Raw genomic sequence first — 19,136 nt, 5'->3', positions numbered from 1 at the left:
CCTATGAACATTATAACGAATATTGTCACAGTTTTAGGAGGGGGAATTGTGAACTTTATGTGTCTTTGCGTGTCGTATTCTCTCTTAGCGCCCCGGCCTTGGCTATTTGCTGCAGATGATTGATTTCATCCTTAGTCAAATGACGGTAGGAACCGCGTTTGAGATTTTGGAGCAGGATATCTCCGAACGAAATCCGTTTCAGGCGGATCACCGGATGGGCAATTGCCTCAAACATCCGCCGTACCTGACGGTTGCGGCCTTCATGAATGGTAATGCTGATGACCGTTTCTTTATTCGCTTCATCGACGTCTTTGTATTCAACTTCCGCCGGAGCCGTCATGCCGTCTTCCAGCTTAATTCCGGCCTTCAGCTTGTCCAGCGCCGTGCCGTGCGGCACACCCTTGACCGTCGCCAGATACGTCTTCGGCACATGATGCTTCGGATGCGTGAGCAGATTGGCAAACTCACCGTCATTCGTCAGCAGCAGCAGCCCCTCCGTATCATAATCCAGACGGCCTACAGGGTATACGCGCTCTGTAATGCCTTTCAGGTAATCGGTTACCACCTTGCGGCCCTTGTCATCGGATGCGCTTGTAATTACACCCTTGGGCTTGTTGAACATGATGTAGATTTTGTTCTCGCCCCGGATCAGTCTACCGGAGACCTTAATAATATCTGTTGCGGGGTCCACCTTCGTGCCAAGCGTAGTTACGAGTTCCCCGTTGACTTCCACTTTACCGGCCAAAATCATTTCTTCACATTTGCGTCTGGACGCAACACCTGCTTGCGCCAAAATTTTCTGTAATCTTTCCATTTTCGACTACTCACCTCAGGTTAATGATAACCATCGGAGGGATAAATCACAAGATCATTCCATGGAAAAAATGCTCCCGGACAAGTTTTGCTATGCGGTTCAACGAGTAATGGCGCAATTTGATAGCGCCCTGCCAGCTCCAAAATGAGTTTACCTGCCGCAAATAGCTGCTGCTGCCGTTCCGGTAAGCCGGGAAGCTCATCCGCCTCACCGTAGTTGCCCTCCAGGCAGATATGAATATGTTCGGGATCTGTCAGCAGCGGCGCAGCGTAGATCCCCCCTTCCAGCCCGACCCAGAAGTCAAACCCCTTGCCGTTAATGGACGGACAGCGGGAATGATGAAGAATAAAGCCTTTGTATTCCATCCCTTGCCCTCCTCCCTCCGTATTGCTGAAATAGCATATGAAGTGGGGAGGTGCGGGGTGATGACCGGTTGTTAAAATCTTTGGGGCTCGTGGCGTGGTGTGCTGGAGCAGACGCAGGACGCGAGGGCAGCGCGGGGAACGTGAGGGCAGACGCTAGACGCGAGGGCAACAGCGGGCGAGGGCTAATCGTAACTCCGGGGAATGTTTGGACTTCCGGCCGCTGTTAAAGTTGGATTTCCTTGATTCTACTGCCATACAGCAGTTGAAATCCAGCTTTAAAGGCGGTCGCTGACGCTCCTCCAGTTCCAAACTTCCTCTCCGTTACTCCGCCAGCGCCAAGCCACCCTGAACAGATTAAAACAAATAGTCCTCACCCCTGTGTGGTAGGTGAGGACTGTAGTGGCAAGCGGTGGCTGCGGTACCCGTACCATTATCTCGCAGTCTAAATCCTGCACGAAATACAACATTTCCTTCGAGATATCGGCATTAATCGAAGATTGTTGTATAAAAGGCATCATTTCCCCTCCTTTTTAGGAGAAAAACGAAAAAATTCTTGTACTACATACAACAATCCTCCCGCACAGCGGCTTTTCACCGGATGCGAGTTGTAATCCATACAACATTTTACATGTATCCGGTGGTCAGCGGTGGTTCGGGTGCTAATTGGAGTAGTCTTAAGTTGCAGGCAAGGATCAGGACGAGGCGGTCCAAATTCCACGCTGTCTCAAAAACATCTGTCCCGAAATGGAGCAGATACAGTAAAAGGGGTATGTAACAGGCCAATAGAAAAATAATAAGTTCCACTTTGCTACATGCTCCCTTTAACTTATCAATGTACAGCAGTGCCCATTCACTAAAATATCCTATCGTCCGGCTCTTCCAGCGGAACAGCTCGGTCTAATAAAAGTGCCGCACCGACAACAATCAGATTCATGAATGAAATGAACATGCTGTTTAAGCCAAGTCCGAAATCATCCAGACCATTACCGGTAATGTTAGCTGCGTAATTAAACATAATCAGATCATATATGTATAAGCATCCCATGAAGGCTGTATAAGCATCCCATGAAGGCAGCCAGAATCTTCCTTCGGGCAAAATGCGCTAAGAGTCCAGAGAACACGATGACCCCAAGCACTGCATTGTATTGCAGGACGCCACTTCCTGCGTGTTCCCGGCCTACATTCAGCACCAGGAAATCAATCAGGAGAAGCAGGATAACCCCCCACATAAAATCAGCAGTTTGCGAGCCAGATCTTTCCGGTCCTGCTCCCGCTTCCACTCTTCCCGTATAACGTCAGCCGCATGCCGGATCAAATGAACGAAAACAAATTCATCCCCCCTCTCTTACCCGAATACCAGCAGACAAACCGCAATAGCAGCGATAAAGCCGACGACATCCGAGAACAAGCCCACCTTAAGGGCATAACGGCCGTTGCGGATCCCTACAGCGCCGAAATAAACAGTCAGCACATATAAGGTTGTATCCGTGCTGCCCTGTATAGTAGAAGCAATCATGCCTATCAATGAGTCCGGGCCGTGGACCCGGATCAGATCTGTAGTATAGGCAAGTGATCCAGTGCCCGTCAGAGGGCGCAGGAGACCGAGCGGGAGCACTTCAGCAGGAATCCCAAGGCTTTGCACAAGAGGGCTTACAAAGCCCATCAGGAAGTCCAGCGCACCCGAAGCGCGGAAGACACTGATCGCCACCAGCATGCCGACCAGATGGGGGATAATCGCAATAGCTGTGCCGAATCCGTCTTTCGCACCCTCCACGAAAGATTCGTAGACCGGAACCTTGCGGGAGAAAGCATACAGCGGAATAAAGGTGACCATTACCGGAATTGCCCAGGCGGATATTAGACTGATTAACTGGAACACGGAAGGCTCACCCTTTCACTGAAGAATGCGGGAGCGTAGCACTCCCTTTCGCTGCAGCGGTGCCGGACCTTATCGCAGGCGGCGGTCCGGGCGGCCTGCGCAGCAGTGTCAGGCGGCGGCACAGCCTGTCCGCAGCAATGGCGGCAAGAGTAGCCACCGCCGTCGCCGCCAGCGTGGTGCCGACGATTGCCGCCGGGTCAGCCGATCCGTAATTCAGCCGGATCGCAATCAGGGTTGCCGGAATCAGCGTGATACTGGCAGTGTTCAGTGCAAGCAGGGTACACATGGCTGGCGTTGCAGTTTCCTTATCCGGGTTGAGTGTCTGCAGCTCCTGCATTGCCTTAATGCCCATGGGTGTAGCGGCATTTCCGAGTCCCAGCAGGTTAGCGCTCATATTGGAGAGGATGTAACCGATCGCTGGATGGCCTTTGGGCACATCAGGAAACAGAAACGATACTACCGGTCCCAATACTCTGGAGATCTTTTTCAGCAGGTCTGCATCCTCCGCAATCCGCATAATCCCCAGCCAGAACACCAGCACACTGATCAGCCCGAAGCTTACGGTGACCCCGCTTTTGGCACCGTCAAACACGGCAGCTGTGAATTCGTTCATCCGTCCGTTTACCGCCGCAAATACAAACCCGATCAGGATCATCCCCAGCCAGATACCATTTAACATGCTTATCCCCTCCTCCAGCTCTAATTCTTCTTACCCGCCTAGCCCTCTGCATGACCTACTTTGAAATGCTGATTAAAGTATATCTGTACAAATGCTACTGTCTGAGTATGACTTCTTACTTAACGATATATTTTGCGGATGTAGTAGTGGGATTTATGTTACTTATTCTCCGGATTTCAGCTGCTTTATGGTTTTTAGATGGTTTTTTGCTGCTTAATTCCACCCATACCCTAGTGATCTTCCAATTTAAATGAAATTAAGTGTTGTTTATCAAACTGCTACGTCTTCGAATATTCAGCTTTCCGCATTAACAGATGCCTTTTCTCCACCTAACGCCCCTCACGGCATGAGCAAGATACGATAAGAAGGTCTGACTACGGAGCTAGGTGAATGCTAGGTGAGCGCTACTTGAGTACTTGTTGAGTGCTTGTCGAGTGCTAAGTGAGCGCCAATTGAGCATTAGTTTAGCGTCAGCTTTAAAGTAGTGAAACTTATTGGTAAAATCGCTTGCGGAGGGTTTGCAGTGACCATACTACGGTATATGCTGGAGGCTTAATTGCACTTTGTACAACTAAAACGTCTGATTCTCAACCCACTATCCGTTTAGTTGTATTTCGTGCAATTAAACTGCCAGGTGTAGATGATTTCCAGCGATTCGGGCAAATTTAGTTGTACAGAATACAGTTAAAAGTTGTAAGCCTACCTTTTCGCTGTTTTTAATTGCACATTGTACAACTATCTCTGATCTTCACCGCTCTGGAACAAAGCACGCAGCGCACTGCCGAATGCCTGCAGCCAGTTGTCCGCCGGATAAGCCGTACCTCCTGCAGGACTGTATTTCTTCTGATAGGGTGATGTTTCCGGCGGCAGCTGGCTTGGCGTATACACCGGAACCCGGCCGATTTCCTTGCCGCCCAGCTGCATTATAATTACACCCTTCAGCCCGAAGCTGCTGGTGTTGGTGCTGGTCTTAGTGCCGGCACTGGCACGCGCCTCTGTTCCTGCGGTACTCTTCTCTTCGCTTAGTACCAGCTTGGTAACAAGCCTTGACTCTTCCCCTTGTCCGAGCGGATAGGCGAAATCCTTGCCGGTCACCAGGGTGTAGCCGCTGACGGTTTCTCCGCGTTCTACTAATGTCTTGAGCGGATAGTGGTTGAAGCCGAAATCCAGCAGCGCCGAATGGTCATTCCAGTCATTGCCGTCATTCAGCGTAACAGCGACAAGCTGCTGGCCGTTTCGGGTAGCGGAGCTGACCAGGCAGCGGAGTGCTTTTTTGGTATACCCCGTCTTCACACCGTCCGCCCCTTCGTAGAGGCGCAGCATTTTATTTTTATTGCTCCACTTGTAATCCCATTTCTCATACGGATTGTCCGCCGTCTTCTCTTTGGTAGCTACAATCTCCTTGAACACAGGGTTATGCATCGCGTAAGCAGTCAATACAGCCAGATCATTTGCGCTGGAGTAGTGTCCTTCGGCATCGAGCCCGTGCGGATTGGCAAAATGCGTATGGGTTAAGTTAAGCGCCTCCGCCTTGGCATTCATCAGATAGACGAAGCCCTGCTCTGAGCCTCCGACATGCTCGGCAATCGCGGTGGCCGCATCATTACCCGAACGCAGCATTAATCCGTACAGCATATCCTCCAGCGTCATTTCTTCGCCCTGCTTCAGATACAGCGAAGAACCTTCCTTGGCAAAAGCATTTTTGCCGACCTTGACCTTTGAGGTCAAGTCACCGTTCTCTATCGCTACAAGTGCTGTCATTATTTTGGTCAAGCTGGCAATCAGCATCGGCTCATCCCCGCGGCTGCTGTATAGAAGTCTTCCCGACTCCACATCAATCAGCGCCGCCGCTCTGGCATGAGTGGATAAGGAACTATTCTCAGCACGGATAGAAGACAGCGGCACCAGTGCAAGCAGCAGTAAACACAATATTAAGGAAATCAACGATTTTCGGGTTAATGTCTTCATGTTCATCCTCCGGCTTCTTATCAGGTCTAGGGCAGCGGTTCTTCCGTCTTGCCTGGTTGTACAAGTGTATGCGGTACGGGGGACTGGTATGTCCCATCCGCTTCTGTCCGTCAAAAAAGGGATATCACCTTTGAAAGGCGATACCCCTGCTTATTCTTATCCTGCCGCCTTCTGCCGGTGTGTTAATGTGCTGATGTATGCGTAGCCGGCTCGGTTTTCACTACGGTTTTGGTCACCGTAGCACCTGCTGCGTCTGCTCCCACCGGAATACCGTTCGGCTGGAACATATTCTGGATTTTATCGATCAGGTTAGGTGTGGCATCAATAATTTTCTCGAACAGATGGGTTTGATTGTCAAGCGGCACAATATGTACCCCATCCCTGCCCACTACCAGAAAAGCGATTGGCCGTATGGATACACCGCCCCCGCTACCGCCCCCGAAGGGAAGCATTTTGACTCCGGTTCCGCTGCCGTTTACACCCGGAGCATCGTCTTCCACCCGGAAGTCACTGCCGCCTGCGGCAAAACCGAACGCTACCTTACTGATCGGCAGAATAATACTGCCATCTGGTGTTTCTACTGGATCTCCGACAATGGTATTTACATCCACCATGCCTTTGATATTTTCCATAGCCGTCTGCATGAGACCTTGAATAGGATGATCTGACATTGTTTTTCTCCTCCTCGTGTGTATATAAGTGTACCTGCAGTCTTATCTTGCCCACTATGGAAGGGAGTATGTAGTCTTTTTATTACTGGGCCCGGCTGAGCAGTTTCTTCCATCTTCCAAGGCCGCCTTCCACCTTCGATACACGCCGCAATAATAACAGTCCCGCATAAAAAGCATAGCCTGCAGAAAGCTTGCCTGTGCAGACCGCTTCCGTTGAGAAACAGGGCTCGTCCCGGAACACCGGGGCAACGAACATCCGCGGATTCCGCTGCAGTCTGACGAAACGCGACATCCAGCCGATCATGGTCCATTTCATGCCCCATAAAGCGCCAGCCGCGGTTGCCGTATCTGCCGCATCGCCCAGCGAGAAATCCGTGGACCAGTCCAGCTTGGTAATCCGGACATGCGATAATGTGCCAACCAGCCATTTTTTGAGACCGCGGGTTGCCTTGAGTGCAGTACGGATGTTCTTTAACCATTCCGTCACGGATTCCCGGTCGATTTTTTCTTCTTTGTCGCTGTCCATTTTCACCGGGGCGATTCCGCTTTTTTCGAGCTTAACCTTAATGCCTTGTTCAAGGCTGTCAAAAACCAGCGCAGGCAGCTCATAATGGAATTTGACCAGCCCGTATACAGCTTTAATATCAAATTCAATACGGTCATCCTTTCCCAGCCTGCATAGACGGAAATGAAAATGAATCGATGAAGCCAGAACCAGCAGGCACAGCAGAATAACCAGCAGCAGCAGGGATAAGGGTATTACAAGCCATAACGTCACAATCGTAACCTCCAAGCAGCCTCAGGTAATGTGAATAGTGGAGCCTCTGGTTTAGTATGGCAAATCCTGCTGGATAAAATTCGGCATTTCAGCAAACATCTCCAAAAGATTCTGCGCCAAAAAAAATGCCGCTGTCCCGGCGGGGACAACGGCATTGCTGGAACAGCGCGTATCCGCTGCGTTTATTCTGTCTCTACCTCTTCAAAGGTCATCTGGCTGTCCAGCTTGCTGAACAGCAGCTGCGTCTCTTCTTCCAGGCCCTCTGAGGTGTCGAAGCTCGACGGCTCCGGAAGCTCCTTCAGGCTGGCCAGGCCAAAGCTGTCCAGGAAGGACTTGGTCGTTCCGTACAGGATCGGACGGCCAACTGCCTCTGCCCGGCCCACCTCATGAATCAGATCCTTATTCCCCAGCGTATGAATGGCCCGTTCGGACTTCACCCCGCGGATTTCTTCGATCTCCACTCTTGTAATAGGCTGGCGGTAAGCCACAATAGCAAGTGTCTCCAGCGCTGCCTGGGACAGGGATGATCTGGAAGGGGAATACGCCAGACGCTCGAAATATTGCGCATGCTCCGGCAGTGTCGCCAGACGGTAATTCCCGGCGATCTGCACTACCTGCAGGCCCCGGCCCTGCGAGCTGTAATCGTCTTTCAAATCCTCCAGCGCCCGTGTAGCCAGATCGGGCCGCTGTTCGGTAATCTCGGCAATCTGGCGTACAGATAAACCTTCATCCCCTGAGAGAAACAGCAGGCCTTCAATAATTGATTTCAGCGTGTTGTAGTCCACTGACTTCCTCTCCTCCTCTCCACTCCATCACAATATCGTCAAATAATTTCTCCTGGTAGCAGAAAATCGCCTTCATCTTCATCAGCTCCAGAATGGCCAGGAAGGTCACTACAATCTCATGCCGGGCCATCTCATCATGCAAAAGCGACGAAAAGCGCAGTCTGCCGCCCATCCCCTTACGCTGCAGTGCTTCCGATACATCACGAATCCGGTCTTTCACCGAAATCTCATCACGGGTAATCCGCTGATAAGAGGATCTCCGGGCCGCCTTGCTCAGCGCCTTACGGAACGCGGCAATCAAATCAGCGGTGTGCAGTCCCTTCAGCGTATTATCGGTCTGCGTAGGAACAAAGGGGCCCAGATCCTCGGGCTCCTTCGTGAAAATCAGGCTGCGCTCACTCTCCATATCCAGCAGCTGCACAGCAATACTCTTGAATTTGCGGTATTCAATCAGCCGCTGTACCAGCTCCGCCCGCGGATCATAACCGTCGTCCTCGTAATAATCGAAATCCTCGATTTCGATCACCGGCGGCTTCGGCAGCAGCAGCTTGCTCTTGATCGACAGGAGGGTAGCAGCCATAACCAGAAATTCGCTGGTGATATCCAGCTCAAGCTCCTGCATCCCCTGCAGGTATTCCATGTACTGCTCGGTGATCTCGCTGACCGGAATGTCCTGGATGTCGATTTCCGCTTTGTCAATCAAATGCAAGAGCAGATCGAGCGGACCTTCGAACGTCTCCAGCTTGTACAATACAGTCACGCGGTTTCCTCCAGCCCAAAAAAAGTAAAGTGCAGCGCCGCACGGACGCTACACAAGTAGAAAGATCCTTGAGACTGCGGCGAAATAAAGTACCGCTAATTTGATGACAAAACTCCCAAACCCATGGAGACTTGTCATCAAAAGCGGATACTAATTTCCTCGCAGCTCCTTATGTTCATGCTTTCTTCTCATACATATAAATAAGCACGACTTACGCTGATTCGTCAAGAGGGGTGTTATTTAAACAGCTTGTTCAGGTTCGCCATTTCGATCGCAGCAGTTGCCGCATCCCAGCCTTTATTGCCCGCTTTGGTTCCGGAACGCTCAATGGCCTGTTCGATATTCTCGGTCGTCACCACGCCGAAGATCGTCGGAACGCCTGTCTTGAGATTAATGGCTGCAACGCCCTTGGCAACTTCATTGCACACATAATCATAGTGTGTTGTAGATCCGCGAATAACCGTACCTAGTGTGATTACTGCATCATACTTGCCGCTTTCGGCCATTTTTTGCGCGATCAGAGGAATTTCGAATACTCCCGGTACCCAGGCAACATCCACTTCATCGTCAGCTACGCCATGGCGTTTGAAGGCATCGAGTGCTCCGGAGAGCAGCTTGCTTGTAATAAATTCGTTGAAACGTCCTACGACAACCCCGTATTTCAATCCTTCAGATACTAAATGTCCTTCAAAATAATTCGGCATTATGCTCATCAACCCTTCATGTATAAGTTAGTGATTCTATAATTAAATTTTGGAATCCTCGTTTTGTTCGATCTTGTCAAAAGTCAGCAGATGGCCAAGCTTGGCCTGCTTCGTATGAAGATACTTAGTGTTGTCCTTGTTCTCCGGCATCTGGATGGCTACACGCTCCACCACTTCAAGGCCATAGCCTTCCAGCCCTTTGATCTTGCGCGGATTGTTGGTCAGCAGTCTGATCTGGCGGACGCCCAGATCCTTGAGAATCTGTGCACCGATGCCGTAATCACGCAGATCCGCCGCGAAGCCCAGCTTCAGGTTGGCATCTACCGTATCCAGTCCTTCTTCCTGCAGCTTGTAAGCACGCAGCTTGTTGATCAGTCCAATCCCCCGGCCTTCCTGGCGCATATAGAGCAGCACCCCTCGGCCTGCTTCTTCAATCTGGCGCAGCGCCGCTTCAAACTGCGGGCCGCAGTCGCAGCGGTGGGAATGGAATACATCGCCGGTCAGACATTCGGAATGCACACGCACCAGCACCGGCTCATCACCGGAGATATCCCCTTTTACCAGAGCAACATGCTCTTTGTCATCCACTTCATTCGTGTAGGCAATCGTCTGGAAATCACCGAAATCAGTCGGCAGATTCACCGCAACCTCGCGCGTAACCAGATGCTCCTTCTCATTACGGTAGTGAATGAGGTCTTTAATGCTGATCAGCTTGAGATCATGTTTCTTCGCGATCTCAATCAGGTCAGGCAGGCGGGCCATCGTGCCGTCAACCTTCACCACTTCGCAGATGACGCTCGCCGGATAGGCGCCGCACATGCGGGCCAGATCTACAGCGGCTTCCGTATGGCCTGAACGCCGCAATACCCCGCCCTTCTTCGCGATCAGCGGGAACATGTGGCCCGGTCTGCGGAAGTCAGAAGGCTTCGCATTCGGGTCCAGCATCGCCTTGATGGTCATGGATCTTTCCCCGGCGGAAATACCGGTAGTCGTATCCTTGTGGTCAATCGATACGGTAAAAGCGGTGCCGTGGTTATCGGTATTCTGGGCCACCATCGGCTGCAGATCCAGTTCCTCTGCACGTTCCGCGGTAATCGGCACGCAGACCAGTCCGCGTCCCTCGGTAATCATGAAGTTAATAACTTCAGGGGTTGCCCGTTCGGCAAGGGCGATGAAGTCCCCTTCATTCTCGCGGTCCTCATCATCAACAACGATGATCACCTTCCCGCGCATCAAATCATAAATCGCATCCTCAATCGGGTCCAGGACGCTGTCCTTCTTGTCTTGCTCGCTCATGTTACTGTCCTCCTGATGGCTGTACGCTGCCTTACCGGCTGCCGTATGCCTAATCTTTAATTATACAAACCCGTTGGCCGCCAGAAAATCGTGGCTGATCTTCGAGCTCTTCTTATCTTCTTCATCGCCGGAACGTGAACCATAATGCAGCAGATGATCCACATACTTGCCCAGCACATCACATTCGATATTGATACTGTCACCCGGCCGTTTATGGGCCAGCACCGTTTCTCCAAGGGTGTGGGGAATGATAGAGACAGTGAACGTGGACGACTCTGTATCCACTACGGTGAGGCTGATGCCGTCAATCGTAATGGAGCCTTTGGGGATGATGTATTTAAACAGCGATTTGCGGTCCGGCGCGATTTCGAATACCACCGCATTCTGATCGCGCTTCACGCTGCGGATCTCGCCGGTTCCATCCACATGACCCTGAACAATATGCCCGCCGAACCGTCCGCCGGCTGCCATCGCGCGCTCCAGGTTCATTTTGCCCCCGGTCCGTAGGTTTTTGAGATTGCTGTTGCGGTAGGTCTGAGGCATCACATCAACCGTGAAATATTGGTCGCCTATGGATGTGGCTGTAAGGCAGACCCCATTGACGGAGACGCTGTCGCCAATCTTCAGATCCCCCATAATGAGGGAGGCGCCGATATTCAGCACCATCATCTCCCCTCCGCTGGTGACACTGCGGAGGATACCCACCTCTTCAATCAGGCCGGTGAACATACTATCCCTCCTTCATAACTATATAAGACGCACTTAAAATTTGAGCTTGAAGCATAGTCGTCACGGCGGTGAGCATTTGGACTTCCGCCGCTGCCCGCCACCCGATTTCTTGTTCTTATCCGTTGTTAGCGCGCCGGGGTACCGCTGATACAGACATTATCCCCGAGCACTTCCACTTCCAATCCTTCGAGCGTAATGGCATCCCGCATCAGTTCCACACCCGGAAAGTCGAAGGTACCTGCCGCAGCGGCGCCGCCTCCGACAATCTTCGGAGCGAAGAAGAGAACCACGCGGTCAACCAGTCCCTGCTCCAGCATCGCACCGTTCAGCGTACCGCCGCCTTCGAGCAGGATCGAACCAATCTCCATTCCGCCCAATGCTGTCATCGCGGCCTGCAGATCGACACGCGGTCCGCTGCCTGCGGCCACAACCTGAACACCCGCAGCGAGCAGTGATGCCTTCCGCGCCGGATCACCCGCTTCAGTAGTAACGACCACCGTAGGTGCCAGTCCGTCAGTGACAACGGCGCTCTCCAGAGGCAGCCTCAGTGTAGAGTCGATGATAATCCTGATTGGATTGAGCCCGGGCACATTCAGCCTGGTCGTCAGCGAAGGGTTATCGGCAATCACCGTATTCACCCCGACCATGATTCCCTGATGGCGATGGCGCAGGGTATGTACTAGCTCCCGGGATTCAGCATTTGATATCCATTTGCTGTCCCCTGTACGGGTGGCAATTTTGCCGTCCAAGGTGCTGGCGCTCTTCAGCGTAATGAAAGGCTGCTTCGTCAGAATGTACTTGATAAACTTCTCATTCAGCCGGATAGCGCGGCTCCGAAGCAGGCCTACCTCAACCTCAACGCCCTGCTCGCGCAGCATTTCAACCCCGCGCCCTGCAACCTGCGGATTAGGATCTTCACAGGCAACGACAACCCTTGCGACCCCTTCATCAATTAGGCGCTGGCTGCAGGGAGGCGTGATGCCATAATGGCTGCAGGGCTCCAGCGTAACATACGCTGTGCTTCCCTGTGCCTTGCCAGCAGCCATATTAAGCGCATGAACCTCGGCATGCCCGGTGCCGCGCTGCAGATGCGTGCCGATCCCGATCATGGCACCATCCTTCACAACAACACATCCGACCACGGGATTGATTCCGGTCTGTCCTTGAGCCCTTTCCGCCATGTCCAGCGCCAGAGACATATAAAACTCATCATTCATCTTATCCATGTGACTTCCCTCCAATCAGCCGGCTATATTCATAATGTGCACAGTTTAAACAGAAAAACCCGTCTCAATCTCCAGGAGGAGTTCAAGACGGGATATACGAGAGGTATCAGCAGCTCAAAAAATAGGTGCGTAAATAAACGCCGGACTTATGGCATTGTGAAAATTCGCACGTAATGTTCGAAAATACTGCAGCACGGCCGCCTATATAAGCACAGCACGTCAATCTCTCCTTCTTCCATCCAGACTATACTGTCGGTCCCGGAATTGCACCAGGTCCACCGTCCGTATCACCAGCATACGGATCGGGTAGCGGACTGAGCAGCAGAACTGGCCAGAAACAGCCAATCTAACAGCATCACCGCCGGTAGGGAATTACACCCTGCCCTGAAGGATTGATATATTCAGTTGAATAATAAGTTTTGCCTACAACAAAATTATCACTTACGTGCGGGAAATGCAAGTGTGTTTCGGAAATTTACTTTATTTATGTAACTTAGTTCCCTTAATTCCCTGACTCCCGCTGCTTGTCCGCTCTCAGCAAATCACGAATTTCGATCAGCAGCGCAACCTCCGGTGCCGGAGCAGGGGGCTCGACAACTTCGACTTTAACAGTTTCCTTGCGTCTGAATCTGCTGGTCAGCTTCACTACCAGAAAGATAGAGAATGAAATAATGAAGAAGTCCAGTACGGACTGTAAGAACAGGCCGTAATTCACGGCGGCTTCTCCGCTGCCCAGATGAAGCTCCTTCAGATTGGTATCTCCACTTATTAAGCCGATAAGCGGCATTATGATGTCACTAACCAAAGAAGTAACAATTTTGCCGAAAGCCGCCCCGATTACAACCGCCACTGCCAGATCAAGCACATTTCCCTTCATGGCGAAGCTTTTGAATTCCTTCCACATGGACATTGCTGCATCCCTCCGAAACTTTGAATTTTAGTAATTATAGCATTTCCGCCGCAGATGACCAATCTATTCTAAGCCTTTCTTAAGTCACGGCAAAAAGAGCAGGCAGCTATTTTCTGCCGCCTGCTCTTGGTGAAGGCTGATCCTATGATCAGCTGTCCTGTTTAATTACCGTTTATTCCTGATTCCGGTTCCGTCTGTACACCCGGTGTAATACGAACCCGATCAGGATCAAACCGAGTCCTGCCATATAGATCGGCAGCGGGCTGTTCTCTCCAGTCTGCGGCAGTGTCCCGCCGGAGTCTGTTGCCGTGACCGTCCCTTGCGGGATGTCTTCATCTTCAATATCAACACCGCCGAGCGGAATGTCCTCATCAACCGACACTTCCGGTGCCGGCGTGACTGGTGCAGGTGTAACCACGGCTACCGGCGCAGATGGCTGCGCTGTTGCAGGTAAGCCTGGACCTGCCGGGATTTCCAGATCATCGATAATGATCCCCGGAACCACCGTGCCCGCTGGTGTGGGTACCGGCGTAATATCAGGTGTGACTGGCGGTGCTGTAGGGTTAGGCGTCGCCTCCGGTCCATTCGTTGCCGTTGGAGCAGCCGTTGGCCCAGCTGTCTCTACAGGCGGTACCGTTGGAAGCGGTGTGGCTGTCGGCGCTTCTGTCGGCGCTATGGTGGCCGTCGGTATTGGCGTTGGTGTGGCTGTCGGCTGCTCCGCAGGAGTATTCGCTAAGGTCAGATTCACTGCTGCGGATGAACCGATAGTCACCGCATGCTCACTTGTATCCAACACATAACCTGCCGGTGCTGCAGTTTCAATCAGTACATAGCTGCCCAGCCAGATATTGTTGAATACTGCATTGCCCGCTGCATCCGTAGTCCGTGTATTCACAAGCACACGATCGCTGCCATTCAGGCGGTACAAGTCAAAGGTGGCACCGGCAAGTGCTTTGGTGCTGTCACCTGCATCAATTTTGTGGACATTCAGCGTTCCTCTGACCCCGCTGCCCGTTCCCGAGCCGCTGGATACGCCGACTATAATTTCTTTGCTGGTCTCCTTGGTGACCAGTACGACATTATTACCGCTGAAGTTAACGGTGTTGACCAGCTTATCCCCCGTATTCGCTACGATCAGTGATTGATATTCAAGCACATATGCGGAATGGATATCCTGGAGGAAGCTAAGCACAAATGTCTGCTTACCCTCTGCATCAGCACTGATATTCAAGGTGTAGTCCGTATCCTTTACAAGCTTAGGTCCGCTCTTCGTTACATCACCATTCACGGCTGTAACTGTCCGGTACAGATGGAACGTGTCCGGCAGCAGAATCTGATTGGTACTTGGCACATCTGTAATAACGGCATCCTTCACATGGGACTGTGTCCGGTTAATAGCGATCGTCCACTGCAGCTTATCACCGTTCTGAACGCCGTCTTTGAATACATATTCGTCGCCATGCGGAATATCCACCGAGGCCTTCAGAGCTTTGGAGACCTTCTTGGTGCCATCCAGCAGATTAGCTGTGTTAGCAACTGTGGTACCAATCAACTGCCCTGCAAGGCTTGTTTTGAATACAACATAGTAAGGCGAATTGATCGCATTGTCAAAATCCACCTGAAGCTCATTCCCGCTTCCGACAGTGTAGCTATAGGAGCTGGCGGCAAGTTCGGTGCCGAAGGTGTGAGCCCCTCCAGGAGCAATATTCATCCGGTACACTTTCAGTGAACCCGGCACCAGTGACTGTCCCGCGTTCAGTATGTCTGTTACCCGGGGATCAGCAATAGCCTTACTGTTGTAATTGACGCCCACTGTCCAGGTAATCTCTTTGGCAGACGCATCATATGCCCCGGATTTGAAGCCGTTGTTCTTCACCTCAGGACCCGGAATGAACTGCCCTCTGGCTTCTGTCCATTGGGCGTTATTCGCGCTGTCCTTCCAGTCAATCCGCGCTACGTTAATGAAATTATCTGTAGTACCTGTAAGCCAGTCATTACTGAATTCAGTCTGATAACTAATTGTGTATGTGCCGCTGATCGGTGAATTGAATTTCACCTTGAAGCCTTCGTTAGGCTGTGCCGGTGAACCGGCAATCAGTGTATACGCTGAAGCATTAAGCACGGTGCCGGCTTCATTGCGTACGACCAGTGAACCCGCGATAAACTTCTGGCCGCCGTACGGGAAACTATCCGTAACCACTACCTGGCTCATCGGATAATTATCGCCGTTCAGCGTAATCTTCCAATCCGTTACATGGGTGGCGTAGTTGACTCCTGACAAATTCTTATAAATGATGGCCGGCCGGATAAGCTGTGTAGCCTTATCGCTATAGGTACTGTCTGAGACAGTGTTGGTAATAGTGGTATCGCTGAATACGCGGTCTACTGCTTTGGTCTTATATTCGATCAGATATGCAGAGGTCACAGCATCTGCAAACTCCAGTTTGAATCCGGCGTTTGTGCCTTCAACAACCGGCGTTACTGTATAGTCTGCACCTGCGGTTAGAGCCGTCCCTTTCGTAGCTCCTCCTGCAGAATCCAGCGTCACCGGATAAATCCGCAGCGAGTCTGCAACCAGCTGCTGGGATTGATTGAATACATCTGTCAACACCGCATTCTCTGCAGAGATCGTGCGTTTATTGTAGTTGTATTCAATAGCCCAGGTGATGGTCTGCTTCCCCCACTCATAGCTGGCTGCCTTCTTCTTGATGCTTCCTCCGCGTTCAATAACGACTGTAGCCGAGCTGCTTACCGGATCACGTCCATCACCGGTGAAGGTAGCGGTATTCGTGAAGCTGGTCAGACTGTCGCTGACTACCTGTGTTGTATAGGCAATGCGGTACGCACCTGTGATTACAGGGTCTGTGAAGCGGAGAACAAGTTCACCGCCGGAAACGTCAGCGGTATATTGGCTGCTGTCTACAAGCTGGCCTTGAGTCACTGTACCGTCAAGCAGAACATTCAGCTGGTACACTGCAAGGGTTACCGTGCTGTCCAGCGACAATCCCGCAGGAACAGGGTCTGTCACCACCGCATTGCTGACCGGTTCCAGCTTCTTATTGACATCCACCGTCCAGAAGATATGATCAGCATTGAAGCCGCTGGACACACCTTTTTTCTCAATCGTCGAACCCACGGATGGCTTAAATGCCACGCTAATGGTCTGTATTCCGCCGTTTACGGGGAATAGAATCTGCTGAACCGTACTGCCGCTTATCACCTGTTTATCGAATTTGGTATTAATCCGCAGGGTTCCTTGTACGTTGTCATGACTCTCAATGTAGTCGTTGAAGGTCATGACTATGTGATGTGTCGACTGGCTCACTGTGAACGTCCCGACATCTCCATCGTCGGACACAAGACCGCCCTGGATATCATTGAACAGCTCGAATTGTTCAGGAAGCTGGAAGGTGAAGCTATCTCCCTGAGTATATCCGTGCCCGTTGGGAAGCGACCAGGTATAATCCAGCGTAACAGTAGAGTCCACATCATATACACTACCTGTTACGGTCTGTCCGTCCGGCCCATACACAGCCATTGATACACTGGTAATAATGTCTCTGTCCTGCTCGATTCCCTCCGCTTTAACCTGCTGGGTGAACCCCAGTCCGTAGGCATACTGCACAAACAGCATGATTATTACAATTGCCAGACTTGTTCTTTTTTTCACCATTTCCCAGAAGCCCCCGTTCTTAAGTTTGATATGAAACGAGCATGCAGAAAAGATGGCTGCCGAACGCACCGGTAAAAACACTCCGCCTGATGGGTCGTTATGTATACGGGCATATGCGTCCATCTTATGTAAATAAACCGATACTCCTGTCTTTTCTGTCTAGCCCGAACGATATATACTTATATCACCTAAGAGTAGATCTTTAGAATCAGTTATATTCAAATTATGAACTTTTATTTTCTTTTATTTATTTCTGGATTCAAGGAGAGAGCACAGTGAACCTTAATCTTTTTTGGGACCGCCATCGTAATCATGATTTCTCAATGTTCTCAACCCCGCATCTCATTGCCCTGTCTATCGTCGTCCTATGCTGTCTGCTGCTCTACTTATCACGTTTCGCCCTGCGTACACATTCCGGTCTGAGGCGCAGTGTCCGCCTGCTGCTGGCGCTGCTGCTGATCGCCTGCGAGGGCGGGCTGCATGTCTGGTATGTCTCCCAGGATATCTGGAGCCGCAGTTCCTCCCTGCCGCTTGAACTATGCGGTATTACCCTGCTCTTGTCGGTAATCATGCTTCTTACACGCAGCAGGCTGCTGTATTCTTTTCTCTACTTTGCCGGGATCGGCGGTGCATTCATCGCCCTGCTTACGCCTAATCTGGTCTACCCGTTTCCGCATTTCCGCTTCCTGCTGTTCTTCATTGCCCACGGGTCGATTATTCTGGCATCCCTGTACATGACCTGGATTGAAGGCTACAAGCCTGCCTGGCGCTCGCTGTTCTTCACCATGCTCTGCCTGAATGTTATCGCCGCATGTGTCTATGCCGCCGATATGCTGCTGGATTCCAACTATATGTTTCTGGCTCACAAGCCCAGCACGTTCTCCGTACTTGATTATTTCGGCCCTTATCCGTATTATCTGCTCGTCGAAGAGGCCTTTGCCTTTGTCATCTTCCTGCTGATGTTCCTGATCTTCTTCAAGCTGCCGGAGCTGTATGCCTCCCGGCGCGGCCGCAGAGGCTGGACCAGTATGAGGTAAAGACTAATATGGGCAAAAAAAGAGGCTGTCCCAAAAGCCATGATATGGCTGCTTGGGACAGCTCTTTATTTTGGAGTAGGATTAACGTGAGCACTTGGGTGGACGTTCCGTCCTCTCCGCTGTTTAAGCGGGAATTGTATCAATCTTTTAAAAATCAAAAAGAAACCTCTCTTTGACAAAATGGAAGTGCGACCATCCATTGTTAATCAAGGTGAAGTTTCTTTTGTACATTCAGTAGACCATGATGGACCCAGTCTGTGTACTTTCCGGGGTCTCTACAACATATAACTCTTTCATAAAAAAGAGGCTGCCCCTCAGAAGAAATTCTTCTTGTGAGACAGCCCTTTTGACGATGCTTGTATTATACTTCTACTACTTCAACGGTAGCCATTTTGTCGCGGCCTTTGAAAGCATCGACTTGGTCCATACCTTCAACCACTTTACCGAATACAGTGTGTACTCCGTCAAGGTGAGGCTGTGGAGCATAAGCGATGTAGAACTGGCTTCCGCCTGTGTTCTTACCCGCATGGGCCATAGCCAGGGAGCCGCGCTCATGCTTGTTCGGGTTAATTTCGCAGTTGATGGTATAACCAGGGCCGCCGGAGCCTGTTCCGTTAGGACAGCCGCCTTGAGCTACGAAACCTGGAATTACACGGTGGAACAACAGTCCGTTGTAGAATCCGTCTTTAGCCAGTTTCTCAAAGTTTGCTACAGTATTAGGCGCATCCTGTTCGAACAAGTCGATCAGCACGACACCGCCGTTTTCGAGTGTAATTTTCGCTTGCTTAGCCATATGTAAATGACCCCTTTCGAAATGACAAATATAGAACACTTTTATTAGTTTACTATGAAACGGGGCACA

General features: G+C 51.2%; 17 protein-coding genes and 1 riboswitch. Of the genes, 1 reads left to right on the top strand and 16 read right to left on the bottom strand.

The genetic code is table 11. The annotated features are described in order from the left end of the window. Nucleotides 1-55: 55 nt before the first annotated feature. The 15 genes from NSQ73_RS09955 to NSQ73_RS09885 all read right to left on the bottom strand — a co-directional run bounded on the left by NSQ73_RS09955 (nucleotide 56) and on the right by NSQ73_RS09885 (nucleotide 17,237). Nucleotides 56-814: a pseudouridine synthase gene (locus tag NSQ73_RS09955; protein ID WP_039301714.1), complete on the bottom strand. Its 759-nt coding sequence runs from the start codon at nucleotides 812-814 to the stop codon at nucleotides 56-58. A gap of 20 nt (nucleotides 815-834) precedes the next feature. Further along, complete coding sequence (locus tag NSQ73_RS09950; RefSeq protein ID WP_039301711.1) at nucleotides 835-1,179, bottom strand: N-acetylmuramoyl-L-alanine amidase; 345 nt, start codon at nucleotides 1,177-1,179, stop codon at nucleotides 835-837. Between the two features lie 1,345 nt (nucleotides 1,180-2,524). Next, the gene (locus tag NSQ73_RS09945; RefSeq protein WP_042141358.1) at nucleotides 2,525-3,013 is read right to left on the bottom strand and encodes a spore maturation protein; all 489 of its coding nucleotides are present in this window, start codon (nucleotides 3,011-3,013) and stop codon (nucleotides 2,525-2,527) included. A 52-nt stretch (nucleotides 3,014-3,065) separates the two neighbouring features. Beyond that, a complete protein-coding gene (locus tag NSQ73_RS09940; RefSeq protein WP_039301699.1) occupies nucleotides 3,066-3,737 on the bottom strand; it encodes a nucleoside recognition domain-containing protein in 672 nt (223 codons plus the stop codon). Between the two features lie 735 nt (nucleotides 3,738-4,472). Next, nucleotides 4,473-5,711 (bottom strand): D-alanyl-D-alanine carboxypeptidase family protein, encoded by a 1,239-nt coding sequence (locus tag NSQ73_RS09935; RefSeq protein WP_340986295.1) that lies wholly within the window; start codon nucleotides 5,709-5,711, stop codon nucleotides 4,473-4,475. 176 nt (nucleotides 5,712-5,887) lie between these two features. Next, nucleotides 5,888-6,376, bottom strand: coding sequence for a GerW family sporulation protein (ytfJ, locus tag NSQ73_RS09930; protein ID WP_336102626.1), 489 nt, complete (start codon nucleotides 6,374-6,376; stop codon nucleotides 5,888-5,890). Between the two features lie 82 nt (nucleotides 6,377-6,458). Beyond that, entirely contained in the window at nucleotides 6,459-7,154 is a 696-nt protein-coding gene (locus tag NSQ73_RS09925; RefSeq protein ID WP_340986294.1) for a DUF2953 domain-containing protein, read from the bottom strand. A 182-nt stretch (nucleotides 7,155-7,336) separates the two neighbouring features. After that, a complete protein-coding gene (gene scpB / locus NSQ73_RS09920) occupies nucleotides 7,337-7,939 on the bottom strand; it encodes an SMC-Scp complex subunit ScpB (RefSeq protein ID WP_039301691.1) in 603 nt (200 codons plus the stop codon). Continuing rightward, nucleotides 7,908-8,699, bottom strand: coding sequence for a segregation and condensation protein A (locus NSQ73_RS09915; protein WP_042138653.1), 792 nt, complete (start codon nucleotides 8,697-8,699; stop codon nucleotides 7,908-7,910). The genes scpB and NSQ73_RS09915 overlap by 32 nt, the downstream gene beginning before the upstream one ends. A 236-nt stretch (nucleotides 8,700-8,935) precedes the next feature. Then, entirely contained in the window at nucleotides 8,936-9,403 is a 468-nt protein-coding gene (gene ribH / locus NSQ73_RS09910) for a 6,7-dimethyl-8-ribityllumazine synthase (RefSeq protein ID WP_036727378.1), read from the bottom strand. Nucleotides 9,404-9,445: 42 nt separating this feature from the next. Beyond that, nucleotides 9,446-10,699 (bottom strand): bifunctional 3,4-dihydroxy-2-butanone-4-phosphate synthase/GTP cyclohydrolase II, encoded by a 1,254-nt coding sequence (locus NSQ73_RS09905; protein ID WP_042237698.1) that lies wholly within the window; start codon nucleotides 10,697-10,699, stop codon nucleotides 9,446-9,448. Between the two features lie 60 nt (nucleotides 10,700-10,759). Continuing rightward, nucleotides 10,760-11,428 (bottom strand): riboflavin synthase, encoded by a 669-nt coding sequence (gene ribE, locus NSQ73_RS09900; protein ID WP_171716710.1) that lies wholly within the window; start codon nucleotides 11,426-11,428, stop codon nucleotides 10,760-10,762. A 125-nt stretch (nucleotides 11,429-11,553) separates the two neighbouring features. Continuing rightward, nucleotides 11,554-12,654, bottom strand: a complete 1,101-nt coding sequence (gene ribD / locus NSQ73_RS09895; RefSeq protein WP_340986293.1) for a bifunctional diaminohydroxyphosphoribosylaminopyrimidine deaminase/5-amino-6-(5-phosphoribosylamino)uracil reductase RibD — start codon at nucleotides 12,652-12,654, stop codon at nucleotides 11,554-11,556. 223 nt (nucleotides 12,655-12,877) lie between these two features. Beyond that, nucleotides 12,878-13,050, bottom strand: a riboswitch (FMN riboswitch). A gap of 106 nt (nucleotides 13,051-13,156) precedes the next feature. After that, on the bottom strand, nucleotides 13,157-13,558 hold the full coding sequence (gene mscL, locus NSQ73_RS09890; RefSeq protein WP_042141359.1) for a large conductance mechanosensitive channel protein MscL: 402 nt from the start codon (nucleotides 13,556-13,558) through the stop codon (nucleotides 13,157-13,159). A gap of 178 nt (nucleotides 13,559-13,736) precedes the next feature. Further along, nucleotides 13,737-17,237, bottom strand: a complete 3,501-nt coding sequence (locus NSQ73_RS09885) for a collagen binding domain-containing protein (RefSeq protein WP_340986292.1) — start codon at nucleotides 17,235-17,237, stop codon at nucleotides 13,737-13,739. A 275-nt stretch (nucleotides 17,238-17,512) separates the two neighbouring features. On the opposite strand from NSQ73_RS09885, the gene NSQ73_RS09880 reads away from it, so the two are divergent. Continuing rightward, nucleotides 17,513-18,274: a YwaF family protein gene (locus tag NSQ73_RS09880; protein WP_340944280.1), complete on the top strand. Its 762-nt coding sequence runs from the start codon at nucleotides 17,513-17,515 to the stop codon at nucleotides 18,272-18,274. A 361-nt stretch (nucleotides 18,275-18,635) separates the two neighbouring features. On the opposite strand, the gene NSQ73_RS09875 is transcribed toward NSQ73_RS09880, so the two are convergent. Then, nucleotides 18,636-19,067 (bottom strand): peptidylprolyl isomerase, encoded by a 432-nt coding sequence (locus NSQ73_RS09875; protein WP_039301672.1) that lies wholly within the window; start codon nucleotides 19,065-19,067, stop codon nucleotides 18,636-18,638. Nucleotides 19,068-19,136: the final 69 nt, after the last annotated feature.

Origin of the sequence: Paenibacillus sp. FSL R10-2736 (assembly GCF_038000245.1) — a bacterium.
Taxonomy (GTDB): domain Bacteria; phylum Bacillota; class Bacilli; order Paenibacillales; family Paenibacillaceae; genus Paenibacillus_AQ; species Paenibacillus_AQ phytohabitans.
Note: the sequence above shows the minus strand (reverse complement) of the source record. Positions and strands in the feature narration are given on the sequence as shown.

Bases quoted from the DNA above. Each gene is read 5' to 3' on its own strand.
- ribD (WP_340986293.1), bottom strand. From the start codon at position 12,654: ATGGATAAGATGAATGATGAGTTTTATATGTCTCTGGCGCTGGACATG.
- mscL (WP_042141359.1), bottom strand. From the start codon at position 13,558: ATGTGGAAGGAATTCAAAAGCTTCGCCATGAAGGGAAATGTGCTTGAT.
- ytfJ (WP_336102626.1), bottom strand. From the start codon at position 6,376: ATGTCAGATCATCCTATTCAAGGTCTCATGCAGACGGCTATGGAAAAT.
- ribH (WP_036727378.1), bottom strand. From the start codon at position 9,403: ATGCCGAATTATTTTGAAGGACATTTAGTATCTGAAGGATTGAAATAC.
- NSQ73_RS09905 (WP_042237698.1), bottom strand. From the start codon at position 10,699: ATGAGCGAGCAAGACAAGAAGGACAGCGTCCTGGACCCGATTGAGGAT.
- NSQ73_RS09950 (WP_039301711.1), bottom strand. From the start codon at position 1,179: ATGGAATACAAAGGCTTTATTCTTCATCATTCCCGCTGTCCGTCCATT.
- NSQ73_RS09885 (WP_340986292.1), bottom strand. From the start codon at position 17,237: ATGGTGAAAAAAAGAACAAGTCTGGCAATTGTAATAATCATGCTGTTT.
- NSQ73_RS09945 (WP_042141358.1), bottom strand. From the start codon at position 3,013: ATGGTCACCTTTATTCCGCTGTATGCTTTCTCCCGCAAGGTTCCGGTC.
- NSQ73_RS09875 (WP_039301672.1), bottom strand. From the start codon at position 19,067: ATGGCTAAGCAAGCGAAAATTACACTCGAAAACGGCGGTGTCGTGCTG.
- NSQ73_RS09955 (WP_039301714.1), bottom strand. From the start codon at position 814: ATGGAAAGATTACAGAAAATTTTGGCGCAAGCAGGTGTTGCGTCCAGA.
- ribE (WP_171716710.1), bottom strand. From the start codon at position 11,428: ATGTTCACCGGCCTGATTGAAGAGGTGGGTATCCTCCGCAGTGTCACC.
- NSQ73_RS09935 (WP_340986295.1), bottom strand. From the start codon at position 5,711: ATGAACATGAAGACATTAACCCGAAAATCGTTGATTTCCTTAATATTG.
- NSQ73_RS09940 (WP_039301699.1), bottom strand. From the start codon at position 3,737: ATGTTAAATGGTATCTGGCTGGGGATGATCCTGATCGGGTTTGTATTT.